Below are 14,816 nucleotides of genomic sequence, written 5' to 3'. Positions count from 1 at the left end.
CAGGTCCCCCTTGGCCTAAAACAACGAGGTGTCGTTGAGTTTTTTAGATACTTGGTTGGCAATCAGCAGCAGAATGAGCGAGATAACCGATTTGAACACTCCGATAGCGGCTGAATACGAGAAGCGGGCCGAGAGCAGACCGGTATAGTAAACATAGTAGTCAATCACATTACTCGCGCTGTCATTTAGCGAATTGCGAAGTACCATGATCTGGTCAAAATTGGAGTTCAGTACACCGCTCACCGCCAGAATAAACAAGATGCTGATCGTTCCTTTGATAGTCGGTACGGTTACATACCACATTTTCTGGAATCTTCCGGCACCGTCGATGGTGGCCGCTTCATACATTTCGGGAGATATGCTGGTAATGGCAGCCAGATAGATGATCGCTGACCAACCCAGCTCCTTCCATAAATCCGAGGTAATAATAATGGTCCAGAAATATTTCGGTTCAGCCAGGAACGAAATCGGCTGGTCGATCACATGCAGCGCCATCAAAATATTGTTGATGATGCCCACATCTGCCAGCCAAGTGGCGAGAATCCCGCCAAGAACGACCCAAGACAGGAAGTGGGGCAAATACGATATCGTCTGAATACTCTTCTTAAAGCGAACGGATCGGACTTCGTTCAGAAAGAGGGCGAATATGATCGGCAGCGGAAAGATCAACAGTTTAATTAAGCTGATGCCTAACGTATTCTTCATAACATACACAAAATTATCGTCCGCCAGGAACTCTTTGAAATTCGCGAGACCGACCCAAGGAGCTTCCGAGATTGGCTTGACGATGTTGTACTCCTTGAAGGCGATAATAATGCTATACATCGGAATGTAGTTAAAAATAATCATCCAGATGACACCAAGCAGTGCCATAGTCTGCAAATGTCGCTGGGTAACGAACCTCTTCCAAAGCGGAGTACGATTTACTTTACCGGTTTCGAAATTTCCAGGAATTAACGGATTCATCGCTGGACTTACTTCCACGCTTTTTTTGTTCTCCATCCTTTGGACCTCCAGGCTATATATCTTTTTCTTTTTCTGAAGCGCTTACAATATCTATGTATTCATTGTATTTGCTTTTGCCTGTCTCCGTAAGGCTTTGAATTTCGGGTTATAGGTTCCATTTTTCGGGTTCAAGCTAAAATGCCTTCGGCGTCGTTTAAGGGCTTTCTTATATTTGGAGAAAAAAATAAGGGAGGGCCTAGGCCCTCCCTTATTTTCTATGCCATTATTGCTCGAATTTGCTTGATCTCTCCACGCCGTAGAGCCTCTGCCTCTTTACCTCGAACGAGCGCTCCAGAAATTTCGGTAACCGTTCCATCGCGATAGACGAGCGTCATGCTCTGAATAACAGCCTTCTTCTCACCAAACGTATTCTCGCGTTGGGGGTTCGAATAAGTTACTTCCGTGCCACCTAAGAATGTGAAAGAAAGATTGCCTTGTTCATCAAATAACCAGCCTGGTAGAACCGGATTTAAAGATAACGTAAGCTGTCCATCTTCTACTCTGAAAATATGACTTCCGGCCATCATCGTTCTCCACATACTGAGGAATTCAGCTGTCGACCCACTTAGTCTTGCAACGAACCCTCTACCGTGATTGCCCGGATCAGGATTGCCTCCAGTAGCGATAAAGGATGAATTCTCAAGCGTACTGCGTCCATAGACAGCCGGATCCAGGAACGGAACTAGCGAGGTCTTCAGTTCTCCGTAGAACTCCTCATGAAGTCCGCCTTTCAACAGCTCTAGCAGATATTTGTAGGACATATGCAGGAAGTTGGACTCACGCTCTAGCCAGCCTGGCGTAAAGGCTCTCATTCGTCCGATCTCATGCGACTCTCCCTCTAGACTAACCGAGGTTTGATACATAGACGTAGTCGGATCATATAGCTCTGTTTGCTTAATCAAATTGTAGATTTCCTTGGCTTGCACCGGATCTTTCAGCGTCTTCAACCAGCGAGTAGGTCCCTCAAGGAAGTATGGCAATGCATATACCTCAAACTCCTCTACCACAGCTTTTGGCAGGCCGTATCCGCTAAGTACCGGTTGACCTTCAGCATCGGTTACCTGCTGGAATTTCTTCGCCTCAAAGCGGAAGTAGGTTGGGGTAAGTCCGTTACCGAGTTCTACCGCCTTGTTGATCCCCTCATCGATTTTGACCAAGAACTTGGAGAGGGCCTCACGAATGTATTCCAAGGTTACTTCAGACTCAGCCCCAGTAATACCGAAACGGATACGTGCTCTATACGCCTCACGCGCCGAAGCTACAATGTCCCAATAATTGAATTGTTCCAAATCTCCCGAAAGAACAGCCGTTACCGCGTGATATACCTTTTCAAGCAGCTGTGCAATTTCTTCTGGCAGATCTACAGCGCCTTGAATGTTCTCTTTGCCGTTCAGAGCATCTAACAAAAAGACTACGGTACGTTTCAGCTCAAAAGTCTCACTCATTCCAGAGCCGAACAATCCTGGCAGTCCATTCATAGCATCGTTCCAGCCCGGCTTATTGCCTTCCATCTCTACACCCATACCGTAAGGGTCAAGTGTAGCAAATTTATTCAAGGCAAGAGACAACATCTTCACGAATAGATTAGTGTGGTAAATGGCACCGTGGCCGCCTTCGGTACGCAGCCAATGGGTATCTCCAGCTTTCCATTTCAGCTTATGCAGCTTCTCCTCATCTTCAAGGAGAGCACCATATTGCCGAGCCTTTCCCTCACTGATTACATATTTCTCACTTCGTGGCAACACATATGCTGGGCTGTCATAGAACGCGTAAGTGTTATCCCCAAATAAAAGCTCCTGCTTTTTGTCAGGGAAGATATCCAAATAACCTACTACCAGATCCATATTATACGTCCAGTGATCTGACCAGAAGCCTTCGCCAAAAGAAGCCTCAATGTTTTGTTGTGACAAGGCTAGTAGGCCTGACAGAAATTCTTGCTCGCTTACCTTCAAGGTAACGTTATGATCCGCAATATAGTTTACTAAGCTACCTGGTGTGAACCGAGTGCTACACAGCCTTACAAGCTCAGCTTGATGATCTGCCACAGCTTCTCCGATCCATTCCGCAGCTTGCGCCTTACTGTCCGCTTTCACTTCAAAGGTTGTTCCTTGTACGCTCAATGGGTTGTAACCATCCGCCTGAATCAAGCTATAGAACATTTTGATGTTGAAGCTACCCACCTTCGGATTAAAAAATACATCGTTCCGACGATTCTGATTCATATCGCGAAAGTTTCCGTTCCCCTGTGAATAATATTCTGGGGCGAGTGAGAAGAAATTGTAGTCACGCTCCAAGTCACCATGCTTACGCGAGTATAAGTGAACTACAAAGCCATCACCGCCATTGTCAAAGACAAAAGGATAGCCTCCACGCAGAAAGTTATCGAGATAGGATTGACGGCAATACGCATCAAACACAGCCGATGAAGTGTGAGTAGCAATGCCTTCTGTCAACTCTTCAGTCAGACCTGCGGCCTCTTGGGATTTAGACAGGATATATTCATCGCTGCACAAATGTTCAGCCTTCTTATTGATTTTGTCGATGTCATTTACATGTCCAACCAGAGTGTTCAGAATCAGACGGCTACCTGGCGCCAAACGTTTTGCCACTCCGCTAAAACCGCACGGAACCTTATTGACCGGATATTGCGGAAGCTCACCCAGTTCTGCAAGGGTTAATCCCGCAAAGCGGTCTGGATAAGTAAGAGAGGTATTACCACCAAAGACTAGCTCGAAATCGACAATTGGCGAGACTTTTTCTCCATCTCCAGTGAACGACAGATAGAAATGTCCATTCGTAATTTCACTAACCTGCGCACTATCATTGGTACTGGAACGCAGTTTATAAAATGGAATACCATTCTCCAAGTTGTATACATCCATCCAGCTGCGCAGCAGGTTACCTATTTCCTTGTAGCCGCTGTTTTCTACGCCGTAAGGCAAGATTTCAGGCAGACCATCCATCAGCTCCAGCTCGATCTCTTTACCGCCGATATTCTCAATCTCTACCCGACGTACCAATGCTGCATAATCGTCATTAGGCAAATTAAAATAGTGTACGGTCGTCTTCAGACCATGCCCGGCATGGCTTTCTTCAATGGTAAGCCCATTAGGCAAAATGGTCATGATCCGCTTAGCAGCAGCATCTGGACGTGCAGATTGAAACGGTTCATAAATCTCTTGCTCGCCTTTAATTTTGATAAAGGTTCTGAAACCGGTCGTCCCTACGTTCTTATAAGAGATATTTGCCGGAGAGAATTCCATGATCGGCGAGTTCTTATCGCGTACCCCGAAGCTGCAAATGGCCTGACCCCGATTCACATAAAAAGTCCACATCGGAATTCCCTTTAGTCCGGCAAGACCTGGTAAGAAACTGGAAAAAGTCTTTCCTTCATCAAATTGCTCCATTACAAATGTATCTGATTCGAAATAATAATTGCTCATACTTTTGTCCTCCTAAGTTGTAGATTATTTATGAAATCAAATGCGTCACGATGGAATGAGGCGCTAGCTCGCAGCTCGCAATCTCTTCTCCTAGACCTAGCGTTACACTGTGCACTTCTTCACTTTCATTCATCAGCACAACAGCAATGCTGCCATCAGGATTACGGAATGCTGTGGTTAGGATACCTTCCGCTTCAGATGTAAATCCGATCCGTACCGCACCTGGTGCAATGTATTTACTGAAATGCCCAATGTAATAATAGGAGCTGTTATAGTGCACTTCATCCGTTGTCGTATCTGCAATAATCGGCGCATCGCAGAGATTGCCTACATGGTTGGGGCCTCCTGTCTCATCCAGTACCAGGTTCCAGTCCAGGTATCCTTCAGTCCACGCATTGAGATCTCCAATCATATTTCTGCCATACCTTTCACCAGTAAACCATTCCCCCAGCTTAACGCCACCCTCTTGGCAGCCCTCTGTAAATAAAAGATGCTTGTCTGGAAATAAATCATGTACCTTTTCTACCTTCTCGAACTCCTCGCCTCCGTACCAGTGAATACCCGTACCCCACACATACTTTGCTGCGTCAGGATCAGATAATACTGCCGAAGCACGCTCGACCATAATATCGCGGTTATGATCCCAGATTACAATGTTCACATCTGAATGGCCGGTCTGATGCATCACCGGCCCAAGATGGTTTTTAACAAAATCCCGTTCCTCTTCCGCACTATAAATACATGAATCCCAGACCTGAACGGCAGCCGGCTCATTCTGCACGGAAACCGCCCAAATCGGCACTCCCTCTTTCCCATAAGCTTCAATGAATTTCGTATAGTAGCGTGCCCAAACTTCTGCATATTCCGGCTTCAGTGATCCACCGTTATTCATTTCTCCATTTGTTTTCATCCATGCCGGAGGGCTCCAAGGAGAAGCCAGCATCGTGAATGCACTGCCTCTTACTTCCATGGCGTCTTTTATCAGCGGAAGTACCCACTTATGATCATGTGAGATATCAAAAGTAGCTAACTCTGTATCATGATCAGCAACATACGTATAATTTCCAAGGGCAAAATCACAGCTGTGAATATGCACACGCCCCATGCTATAGCCTAATCCCTCTACAGGATGGAAATAGCGATGAATAACCTCTGCCCGTTTCTCGGAGCTCAGACGTGATAACGTATAAGCAGCAGCTTCGGTGAAAGCGCCGCCAAATCCAATCATCTTTTGATACTCCTGTTCTGGCTTAAGCTCCACATCGGCAGATCCAGATCCTACTCTTGCGCTAAAAACAATTGCATCTTTCGGAGTTAAGCGTTCCCCTGTATCTTTTGCAGTTACCACAGTTTGAACTTTTGCCATTTCATCCATCTCCTCTGAATTGTTTTCTTACCAAAGTACTAGTCTTTACTGGATCATCTTCCGATGTTGTAGACTCGGAGCAATGAGCCACAGAAACAATCGAAACCGGTTTCGATTGTTTCGAAAAAAAATGATCTTTCGAAATCAATTGAAAGAACATTTTTAACAATCAGTCCATTATAGCTCCATCTAAACAAGATGTGTCAACTACCACTATCTCATTAGGAACAATTAAAAGCTATATTGTCTTTTACTTTAGCAGGACTCTTTTTAGTTCGTCAAGATTTATCCTAATCTTACTACCGACTAATTTGCACTAACCGGAGATGCACAGGACTCCCGTTCAACCACTTCCACGGGAACTAAAATTGCTTCCTTATCTAACGCTTTACCTTCAATTGACGCTAAAAGAATGTCCGCAGCCCGGCTTCCAAGAAGTTCCGTATCCTGACGTACCGTTGTCAATGCAGGTGAAACATACTCAGCTAGATCGATGTCATCGTAGCCCATAACTGAAATATCCATTGGTACGGAAAGTCCACTATCTTTAACAGCCATAATAGCTCCTAAGGCTAGTAAGTCACCCGAAGCAAAGACAGCGGTTGGACGTTCAGGGAGCTTAAGAAGCTCCAGCATCGCCTTATAACCGCTTTCTCGAGAATAAAAGGCTCCGTTTACAACATAGGATTTGGGCACTTTAAACCCTCGCTGCTTCATAGCGGTCTTGTAACCCAGCTCACGCATTTTACCTGGAAATGTGTTCATTCCTCCGGATATATGGGCAATCTTGCGATGCCCCAAAGAGGCTAGATACTCCACCGCCAGCTGTGCTCCAGCTGTATTATCCGAGCATACCGTATGTGTCTCAGAAGTCTCAAAATCCACAATAACCGTAGGAATATCACTCTCGAGCAGTTCACGGAAATACGGATCCTCATAATCGGACAAGAAGACAACAACGCCGTCTACGCCACGAATCCTGCAATTCTCTAAATATCCACTTTGCTTACCACCGACATCTTTAGAGATAAACATGAGGGCATAACCCTTTTCCACAGCAACCTTCTTAAAGCTCTCGATCACAGCGCTAAAAAAAGGATGGCGAATACCAAATCCCGTATTCTCTACGAACAACACACCAATGGTCCACGATTTCTTAGTGGTCAGTGTACGTGCATGTGAATTCGGCAAATATCCCATTTCTTGGGCAACCCGGAATATTTCCTGGCGAGTCTTCTCCCGCACATCGGAATAATTATTAAACGCCTTAGATACCGTTGTTGGAGAGTAACCGGTTCTTTTGGCAATATCGTATATCGTTGTCAATTCGGCTCGCTCCTTGCCCTGACAAATGAAATGCCTTTTGTTCACTGCAATTTTAACGTCTTTCCGTACCGCCGTCCAGCGAAAAGTAACTTTGTACAGAGGGGAGCAGTGTAACGGCCTGAATCAACAATCCTAGGCTCATATAGATCAGATGTATAGTTGCAACACTATTTAGCATGTACGTCTGCACCGTTATCCAAATGATTTGCCCAAACCCAATATAAAGAGACAAAGCCCAGAAGCTATGTAATTTCTTAAAAGGATTTAATAGTTCTACCAAGTGCCACTGAGGTCTCTTGATCAGACCATAAACAACAATCAGGGGCAGGATACCGAATACGATCAGCAGCAAAATACCCGGAATTAAAAAATCTGAGAATGGCGATCTTTCCAGCATAGATGTTGGTATGTGTATCAGGTCACCACTAGGATCTATGACCATTGCCCCGCCTCCTGCTAACGCTCCAACCCCCAAAAAAATATGAAGAATATAAAGCCATATTACTGTACCCGGCCTTCCCTTCTTTAATTCCATTCCACTACCCCATTTCCATATAAGAATTAGAGCAACCCTATTTATTTAACATTTTACAAGTTTTTCCGATTAATCACCGAGATGCATATCACAAACATACCTGTATTTTCACTTTTTTCAGGTACGATGTGAACGACTGCACTTTACGTTATACTAGGTGTGAAACTTCTAGTTTCTTATATTTAAAAAACAAGGAGACAGGACATGCGTACACAAGCGCTGCACCTAACATACCTATGAACGATACCGACCTGCCATCTACCAAACAGTGTGCTTATTGCCACAAGCAGAAGCCGCTCTCTGAATTTCGCAAACGTACAGGCAAACGTTCCAAGGGGCAGTCACGCCGTGGTGCCTGCCGTGAATGTCGAAAACAACGAGAAACACTAAATATAAAGCCCACAGCGAAAGAACAATCCAATCCGAATCGCCGCGTACGAGGTTTGGAGCAGCGAAAAAAACATCCACACTCCCAAGGAACAAAGCTAAATCCTGAAGATCCAACCCAACTGAATCCTTCCGCCAAAGGGATGATTCTAATGCGCGGCCATAGCGATAAGGGACATCGTTGGCATCAGGAGATCGATCTACCACTTGCGATTACCCTAGTCAGGGAACACGCGGCTATCGTTGTGAACCGCCGAACCATAAAGCGATTGTATAGCAATAAGGATTTTCGCGCTTATATACTAGCCAGAGACAACTATATCTGTTACTTCTGCGGCGCTTTTGGGGACACTATTGATCATTTACTACCTCGTGCAAAAGGTGGCCATACCACTCCAGATAATTGCGTCTGCGCTTGCACGTTATGTAATCAGACCAAAGCCGATCGATCTGTTGAGGATTTTATGGGCCGAATGTAGCACCCAAACCAAAACACCCTAATCTCGTCAGGTTGTACTGTTCCCGTGAACAGCTGCCTTGAGATTAGGGTCGCTTTTTAATATGGAGAATTAAAGTCTATTTAGTTCCCTGTAATATTCTTAACTCGACCTACCTGTCCGCTAGTCAAACGAACCTTAATACCATGCGGATGCCTAGGCGAATTCGTGAGAATATCTTTCACCGTACCGTGTGTTAGCTTACCTGTAGGCTGATCCTGCTTAAGCACAATATCTACTTCAAGCCCAGGGCGAATATCCGCTCTTACTTGTCCATTCATCATGTAATCCCCTTTCATGGGTTATAATGTTGTCAACAACAATAGATAAGGATGAGACGTTATGGCCTTCGGCATCAACAGAGAAGAATTAACCCGTTGGAAAAAAGCGGTCTCCGCAGGAGAGATCGCCTTCTTGACTCATTATTGGCTGGATCCTCGTTTTCCTAGCATCACTACCGTCACCAAGGTGGGCTGTAGTGATCTTACCACTCTGAAACATTGGTGCGAGAAGAATGGATTGCCTGCCCAATATATTCATAATCGTTCATCGTTTCCCCACTTCGACCTCATTGGACCTAGGCAGGCAGAAATCCTTAGGCAAGAAGGTCAATGGGATCAGCTGGAACGTTTCAAAATGCTCTAATATTCAAATTGTGATTCAAGGCGTATAGATTACTTCTTTTTGCGTAAATCCTGCATGATTTTACGACCGGTAGGTGTCTGTGCTAATCCGCCTCCTGCAGTCTCACGGTGTTTCTCTGGCATAGCTGAGCCCACCTCAAGCATGACCTTGATGACTTCATCAGAAGGAATCACACTACGAACACCAGCCAATGCCATATCTGCGGCGGCAAGTGCTGTAACTGCACCGAATCCGTTTCTAACAATACAAGGAATCTCTACAAGTCCTCCAACCGGATCACAAATCAGACCTAAGGTGTTCTTAAGTGCTAACCCGACAGCATGCACTGCTTGTGCAGGCGTCCCGCCGCGTAGCTCGGTTAAAGCGCCTGCTGCCATCCCAATAGCAGAACCTACCTCTGCTTGGCAGCCACCTTCCGCGCCAGATACAAACGAATTATTGGCGATGACATAACCGATGGCCCCGGCCGCAAACAATCCGGATACCATGTAGTCATCATCCCAGCCAAACCTTTCCTGACAGCTGAGAAATACACCCGGAATAATCCCGCATGAACCAGCAGTAGGGGTTGCGATGATCCGCCCCATAGAAGCATTCACTTCGGATACGGCCAGCGCGTAAGCCATAGCTTGACCTGCGGGTCCACCTAGGCACGGCTCATCAGCCGCGTTATATGCTCCTACACGCTGGGCATCCATGCCTGTAAGGCCGCTGCGCGAAGTTGTATCTTCATTCATCCCGCGATGAACAGCCTCTTTCATCACGCCATAATATTCACGCATCGTCGAAAATTCATGATCACTGGAACGTCCAGATTCCGCGCTTTGCTCTTCGAGCATAAGTGCTCCAATCGTGAGACCACGTTCCTCACACAATACAGCCAGCTCGCTAAGTGTTTGAAAATTCATGTTAAGCTTTCCTTCCCCTTCTCATCTTGCTTACCTTCGTTTAAATTAACCAACTTCACGGATTTCACAGCAGTGAGCACTTTAAGCGCTCTAATAAGCTCCGGCGTAGCGGCTTCATCCAGCTCCAGCACCGTTAAGGCCGCACCACTGCGATTTTTACGATCCAAAGACATATGTCCTATATTAAACTGTCCATTACGCATCACATCCGTAACACTCGCCAGAACACCCAAATAATCCATATGGTTAATCAGAACCGTCGGATAGATCCCAGTAAGCTTCACCCCAAAACCGTCGATATCGACAATCTCGATATTCCCGCCTCCAATAGATGTACCTGTTAGTGTCAGTTCGCTTCCTGTTTCTTGTCCGATAAGGTGCAGTTTAACTGTGTTCGGATGCGGAAACAGGCCTGTTCCCTGCTTAAAAGAAACCTCCATCCCAGCTTCAACCGCCAGTTCCAGGGAATCTGGAAGCCGATGATCGTCGGTAGTGAAATCGAGTAACCCTCCAACAATCGCTCGATCTGTACCATGTCCCTGATAAGTTGCTGCAAAAGAACCGAAAAACGTTACCTCGGCTACACGTGGTACTTCGCCTAACACCTGCCTTGCGGCCCTCCCGATCCGGGCCGCCCCAGCGGTATGTGAGCTTGATGGACCGACCATTGCCGGACCAATAATTGAAAATACATCCTTAAACCGCATAAAAGACCTCCTGCCTGCAAGAATAGGCAATTATCATACTCCTATATAGTATACTGCACTAGCAGTCGGAGTTCACCGTGACATTTGCTGTGATATACAAATGTCTAACATTGCGTATTCAAAGGCTAGTATTTCTATTTCATGTCCTGAATATCACAAGATATCCTGGGAGTACAGCATAATTCCACCTCTATACTGCCAACCCATCCCTTCCCAGAACCATCCACAACCATGCCCTTATAGATCATACTTGTTCCCTCGCTTGTACAGAATGGCATAAAGCATGAAGAGCGCTCCAAGGAAGCTTTTCCAGCTCCAGCATCGCTTCGTAAGGATCACCCTCTAATCCCAGAGCTTTTGCAAAGGCAGGCTCTGTCTTCCATCCATTTATTTTTAAAAGAATGATCCGTTCGCGAAAACCATCATCCATTTGAGCTAAAATTTCAGCTTCAACGATCATATGCAAATAACCATTCTGGAGCTCCGTTTGCCTCGGCTGTCCAAACAGTTCTATAAGCCAGCCCTTTGCCATAAAGTTAACTTTCGTTCGAGGGATGCCTTGAATCACCCGCGATTCGCTAACAAACCCCTCCATGGCTCCAAAATATCGAACAACTAGCGCCTTAAACTTTACAGGATCATGAACCTCACAAATGATATCCAAATCACTGCCCTCAACTTGAATTCCAAGCGGTATTGTCCCAACCAACAAAGGATTATAGTCCGTTAGCAAATTCATAATATCCAGCTCTGTAAGAAGGTTATAGACCTCTTTCTGAACCACGGCTCCATGACGCAAATAATCGACATTTCGCCAATCATTCATTTTCAGATCCTCCCTCTGAGTGGTTTTGCGTATAGGTATGTCTCGAAGACAGCGCACGCTTTTCTGGGCGCATGCATAGAAATATACGGAAGATAGAAAGCAAGGAGGTTAATTTCAAAAAAATGAATCCCATCTACCCTGATTACGGGAAACAAACAGTATGTAAAGAGCAGCCTATTGCTTTTCCACCACAGCATCAAGATCGCCAGCCAGGTCTGGAGAGTCTGATGAATCCTCGTCCGATCAGTGAAAATCCGGAAATTACCGGCAGTGGAAAGCTGAAGGGAAAGGTTGCCCTCATCACCGGAGGCGACAGCGGAATTGGTAAAGCGGCAGCCATTGCTTTTGCAAAAGAAGGTGCAGATATTGCTATAGCTTATTTATACGAAGCTTCAGATGCGGAAGTCACTCAAAAGCGGATCGAAGAATTAGGGCAACGCTGTTTAAGGATTGAAGTTGATTTACGCTATAAGGAGAACTGCTTCAAGGCTGTGGAGCATACGATCCGCACCTTCGGTAAGCTTGACATTCTGGTCAACAATCACGGAGTCCAATATCCACAAAAAAGTATTTTGGATATCACAGAAGAGCAATTGTACCAGACGTTCCAGACGAATATCTTCCCATTCTTTTATCTCACTCAGGCCGCACTCCCACATCTTAAAAAAGGTGCATCTATCATTAATACCGCTTCCATTACTGCCTATCAAGGAAATAAAGAGCTCATAGATTATTCCTCCACCAAAGGGGCGGTGGTCTCCTTTACCCGCTCTTTATCCTTAGCGCTCGTAGACGCTGGCGTCCGCGTCAACAGTGTAGCTCCCGGTCCAGTGTGGACTCCACTGATTCCCTCAAGCTACTCTGCAGAGGAAGTTAGTATCTTTGGTACAGATACGCCCTTTAAACGAGCCGCACAGCCTTATGAGCTAGCAGGAGCATATCTCTTTTTAGCGGGCCCTGATTCTTCATATGTTACCGGGACATGTATTCATGTCAACGGTGGAGATATGGTCACCAGCTGATACACAATACACCATGAGAGGAATGTATACCTATGAATAAGATGCCTGATTATGATATTCCTTCTGTCCGTTTAACAAGTGGCTTGTATGCCTTAACAAAATTAGCCTGCGCAGGGCTAACGTACGTCCTTATTTCCTTACTTATGCTTGGGTTTCCACAACATAACGGCGTACCTGAGGGTTGGCCTCTTTCGATCCCTTATGCGATTTACGCTTATGGACTGCCAGCCGCACTAGTAGCCGATGTTCTGCTGCGCCTCCTGCGTTCCACATCCCACATCGTTTCCCTTGTTGTATACGTAGCCGCAGGTTTCGGTGCAGGTCTATGGCTAGCAGCAGAACAAGGTGCAGAGCTACTGCTATGGGGTCTGGCAGGAATTTTGGGACTGTTACTGCTACGAATAACGCAACTGGGTGTGGAGCGTTCCCCTCTGTTACTGCCTGTGTTTGCACTATTTCTACCGCTGCTCTGCTTACTACTGTTATAAGCTGCACTCAGAGTGCTTCTATGATATCACCGGCAATGATAGCCGCTGGATTATTCCGCTGACGGGCGGCTCTCTCCCCTGCTAATCCGTGTAGATAAACACCAAAAGCTGCTGCCTGCGTCTCATTCATTCCCTGAGCCAGCAGGCTGGAAATCATGCCCGTTAGCACATCACCGGCTCCACCAGTGCCCATGCCGGGATGGCCTGTGGTGTTTACATAAGCTTGCCCTTCAGGCGTTGCTATAACCGTATGTGCTCCTTTTAATACGATTGTGATCCCATGGTCTTTCGCATAGCCCATAGCCAGACCGATGCGGTCCCGTTTAACCTCAGCTGTTGTTACACCGGCAAGCCGAGCCATCTCACCTGGATGAGGCGTAAGAATCACAGGATGGCGTCTACTTGCCCAGTCTTTGTAATCAGTCTCAGCTAATATGTTCAAAGCATCCGCATCGATTACCAGAGGACAATCCACTCCTTCCCAGAGATGGCGAAGCCATTCTGTATCGGACTCGAATCGACCCAGACCCGGACCAACGGCAAGAACATCCCGTTCTTTACTTAGCTTCAGTAGCTCTGAAACGCTCCCTGCGTGCCAGGTTCCATCTTCATTGCCGCCAACATCGGCCAGCATTAGTTCAGGGGCAGAACCGATGATAGCGGGCAGCAGCTTCTGAGGAAGCGCCCATGTCACTAATCCGCAGCCTGCCCGGAGCGCAGCACGGGCAGAGAGCAGTCCGGCACCGCTCATTCTTAAGGTGCCGGCGGCAAGAAGGACATGCCCATAAGTACCCTTATGCCCTTCAGGCGAACGCCGGCGGGCCAGATCTACGCCCAGATGGGCATGCAGCACTTCCGGTGTCAGCAGGTATACCTGCACACCGCTTTCAGGAGCCAGCGAAGTCGGAATGCCAATGGCTCGGACCTTCACATGCCCCGCAGCACTTGAGCCGGGGTATTGCAGAAGGCCCCGCTTGAGAAACGCGAGGCAAACCGTCACCGACGCATGAATGCAAGGCTCATGCGTCTCCCCCGTGTCCGCGTTCAGACCACTCGGGATGTCCGCGGACACAATCACTTTGCCGCTGCTATTCGCTGCGGCAATCAGCTCCGCATAGGCGCCGCGCGGGGCTCCCGCGGCGCCGGTGCCGAGCAGCGCATCCAAGATGCCGCTGCACTCGGCAAGGTCCAGCCGGTCCCTGCCGTATACCACGGCAGGAAGGCCCATAGCTGCAGCCGCATCGCGCTGCAGGGCGGCCTCGCCGGAGAGCGACTCCGGCGGCACCGCATAGACGAGCGTGACGGCGATGCCAGTCTCGCGAAGATACCGTGCGGCGGCGAGGCCATCGCCGCCGTTGTTGCCTTTGCCGACGAGGATGAGCCATCGCTCGGCGGCGGCATTGTCGAGGGTCAGCGCATGATCTGCGCTGACCTGAAATGCCGCGCCAGCCAGCGCGGCATCCTTCAGCCCGGCGTCTTCCCCATCGGCTGCATTCCTGCCGCCCTCTTCACCTCTCCGCCGGCACAGCGCAACGATCTCCTCTGCGATCACTCTTCCCGCATTCTCCATCAGCGCAATAGCTGGAATCCCCAGCCGCTGGATCGTTTCTCCGTCCAGCCACCGCATTTGCTCAGCAGTTACAAGATACATGATTCAGCCC

The 14,816-nt window shown here is 47.4% G+C and carries 14 protein-coding genes; 4 read left to right on the top strand and 10 right to left on the bottom strand.

What is annotated here, in order from left to right:
• Positions 1-15 precede the first annotated feature (15 nt).
• The 5 genes from UQ64_RS27990 to UQ64_RS27970 all read right to left on the bottom strand — a co-directional run bounded on the left by UQ64_RS27990 (position 16) and on the right by UQ64_RS27970 (position 7,675).
• Entirely contained in the window at positions 16-1,002 is a 987-nt protein-coding gene (locus UQ64_RS27990) for an ABC transporter permease (protein WP_082651355.1), read from the bottom strand.
• A gap of 218 nt (positions 1,003-1,220) precedes the next feature.
• Positions 1,221-4,448, bottom strand: a complete 3,228-nt coding sequence (locus tag UQ64_RS27985; RefSeq protein WP_060626728.1) for a hypothetical protein — start codon at positions 4,446-4,448, stop codon at positions 1,221-1,223.
• Between the two features lie 28 nt (positions 4,449-4,476).
• A complete protein-coding gene (locus UQ64_RS27980) occupies positions 4,477-5,814 on the bottom strand; it encodes a glycoside hydrolase family 30 protein (RefSeq protein ID WP_060626727.1) in 1,338 nt (445 codons plus the stop codon).
• A 306-nt stretch (positions 5,815-6,120) separates the two neighbouring features.
• Positions 6,121-7,140 carry a LacI family DNA-binding transcriptional regulator gene (locus tag UQ64_RS27975; protein ID WP_060626726.1) on the bottom strand — a complete coding sequence of 340 codons (1,020 nt, stop codon included), beginning with the start codon at positions 7,138-7,140 and terminating at the stop codon, positions 6,121-6,123.
• Between the two features lie 52 nt (positions 7,141-7,192).
• Positions 7,193-7,675 (bottom strand): hypothetical protein, encoded by a 483-nt coding sequence (locus tag UQ64_RS27970; RefSeq protein ID WP_060626725.1) that lies wholly within the window; start codon positions 7,673-7,675, stop codon positions 7,193-7,195.
• 128 nt (positions 7,676-7,803) lie between these two features.
• Here UQ64_RS27970 and UQ64_RS30500 point away from each other — a divergent pair, with 128 nt between their 5' ends.
• The gene (locus tag UQ64_RS30500; protein WP_082651354.1) at positions 7,804-8,541 is read left to right on the top strand and encodes an HNH endonuclease; all 738 of its coding nucleotides are present in this window, start codon (positions 7,804-7,806) and stop codon (positions 8,539-8,541) included.
• A gap of 101 nt (positions 8,542-8,642) precedes the next feature.
• On the opposite strand, the gene UQ64_RS27960 is transcribed toward UQ64_RS30500, so the two are convergent.
• On the bottom strand, positions 8,643-8,840 hold the full coding sequence (locus tag UQ64_RS27960; protein ID WP_042184438.1) for a YwbE family protein: 198 nt from the start codon (positions 8,838-8,840) through the stop codon (positions 8,643-8,645).
• 61 nt (positions 8,841-8,901) lie between these two features.
• Here UQ64_RS27960 and UQ64_RS27955 point away from each other — a divergent pair, with 61 nt between their 5' ends.
• On the top strand, positions 8,902-9,204 hold the full coding sequence (locus UQ64_RS27955; protein WP_060626724.1) for a hypothetical protein: 303 nt from the start codon (positions 8,902-8,904) through the stop codon (positions 9,202-9,204).
• Positions 9,205-9,233: 29 nt separating this feature from the next.
• On the opposite strand, the gene sdaAA is transcribed toward UQ64_RS27955, so the two are convergent.
• The 3 genes from sdaAA to UQ64_RS27940 form a co-directional block, all read right to left on the bottom strand.
• Positions 9,234-10,112, bottom strand: a complete 879-nt coding sequence (gene sdaAA, locus UQ64_RS27950; RefSeq protein WP_060626723.1) for an L-serine ammonia-lyase, iron-sulfur-dependent, subunit alpha — start codon at positions 10,110-10,112, stop codon at positions 9,234-9,236.
• Positions 10,109-10,819 (bottom strand): L-serine ammonia-lyase, iron-sulfur-dependent subunit beta, encoded by a 711-nt coding sequence (gene sdaAB, locus UQ64_RS27945; RefSeq protein ID WP_060626722.1) that lies wholly within the window; start codon positions 10,817-10,819, stop codon positions 10,109-10,111. Before sdaAB ends, sdaAA begins: the two co-directional genes overlap by 4 nt.
• 244 nt (positions 10,820-11,063) lie before the next feature.
• Positions 11,064-11,645 carry a DUF4269 domain-containing protein gene (locus tag UQ64_RS27940; RefSeq protein ID WP_060626721.1) on the bottom strand — a complete coding sequence of 194 codons (582 nt, stop codon included), beginning with the start codon at positions 11,643-11,645 and terminating at the stop codon, positions 11,064-11,066.
• Positions 11,646-11,767: 122 nt separating this feature from the next.
• Between UQ64_RS27940 and UQ64_RS27935 the strand changes: the two genes are divergently transcribed.
• On the top strand, positions 11,768-12,667 hold the full coding sequence (locus tag UQ64_RS27935; RefSeq protein ID WP_060626720.1) for an SDR family oxidoreductase: 900 nt from the start codon (positions 11,768-11,770) through the stop codon (positions 12,665-12,667).
• Between the two features lie 32 nt (positions 12,668-12,699).
• Entirely contained in the window at positions 12,700-13,155 is a 456-nt protein-coding gene (locus tag UQ64_RS27930; protein ID WP_060626719.1) for a hypothetical protein, read from the top strand.
• A 7-nt stretch (positions 13,156-13,162) separates the two neighbouring features.
• Here UQ64_RS27930 and UQ64_RS27925 read toward each other — a convergent pair whose 3' ends face one another.
• On the bottom strand, positions 13,163-14,806 hold the full coding sequence (locus UQ64_RS27925; protein ID WP_060626718.1) for a bifunctional ADP-dependent NAD(P)H-hydrate dehydratase/NAD(P)H-hydrate epimerase: 1,644 nt from the start codon (positions 14,804-14,806) through the stop codon (positions 13,163-13,165).
• Positions 14,807-14,816 lie beyond the last annotated feature (10 nt).

It is taken from the genome of Paenibacillus etheri (assembly GCF_001012825.1).
Taxonomy (GTDB): domain Bacteria; phylum Bacillota; class Bacilli; order Paenibacillales; family Paenibacillaceae; genus Paenibacillus_AQ; species Paenibacillus_AQ etheri.
This window is presented reverse-complemented; position numbering and strand designations above follow the sequence as displayed.

Bases quoted from the DNA above. Each gene is read 5' to 3' on its own strand.
- UQ64_RS27970 (WP_060626725.1), bottom strand. From the start codon at position 7,675: ATGGAATTAAAGAAGGGAAGGCCGGGTACAGTAATATGGCTTTATATT.
- sdaAA (WP_060626723.1), bottom strand. From the start codon at position 10,112: ATGAATTTTCAAACACTTAGCGAGCTGGCTGTATTGTGTGAGGAACGT.
- UQ64_RS27960 (WP_042184438.1), bottom strand. From the start codon at position 8,840: ATGAATGGACAAGTAAGAGCGGATATTCGCCCTGGGCTTGAAGTAGAT.
- UQ64_RS27935 (WP_060626720.1), top strand. From the start codon at position 11,768: ATGAATCCCATCTACCCTGATTACGGGAAACAAACAGTATGTAAAGAG.
- UQ64_RS27990 (WP_082651355.1), bottom strand. From the start codon at position 1,002: ATGGAGAACAAAAAAAGCGTGGAAGTAAGTCCAGCGATGAATCCGTTA.
- UQ64_RS27940 (WP_060626721.1), bottom strand. From the start codon at position 11,645: ATGAATGATTGGCGAAATGTCGATTATTTGCGTCATGGAGCCGTGGTT.
- UQ64_RS27955 (WP_060626724.1), top strand. From the start codon at position 8,902: ATGGCCTTCGGCATCAACAGAGAAGAATTAACCCGTTGGAAAAAAGCG.
- UQ64_RS27930 (WP_060626719.1), top strand. From the start codon at position 12,700: ATGAATAAGATGCCTGATTATGATATTCCTTCTGTCCGTTTAACAAGT.
- UQ64_RS27925 (WP_060626718.1), bottom strand. From the start codon at position 14,806: ATGTATCTTGTAACTGCTGAGCAAATGCGGTGGCTGGACGGAGAAACG.
- UQ64_RS27985 (WP_060626728.1), bottom strand. From the start codon at position 4,448: ATGAGCAATTATTATTTCGAATCAGATACATTTGTAATGGAGCAATTT.
- sdaAB (WP_060626722.1), bottom strand. From the start codon at position 10,819: ATGCGGTTTAAGGATGTATTTTCAATTATTGGTCCGGCAATGGTCGGT.
- UQ64_RS27980 (WP_060626727.1), bottom strand. From the start codon at position 5,814: ATGGCAAAAGTTCAAACTGTGGTAACTGCAAAAGATACAGGGGAACGC.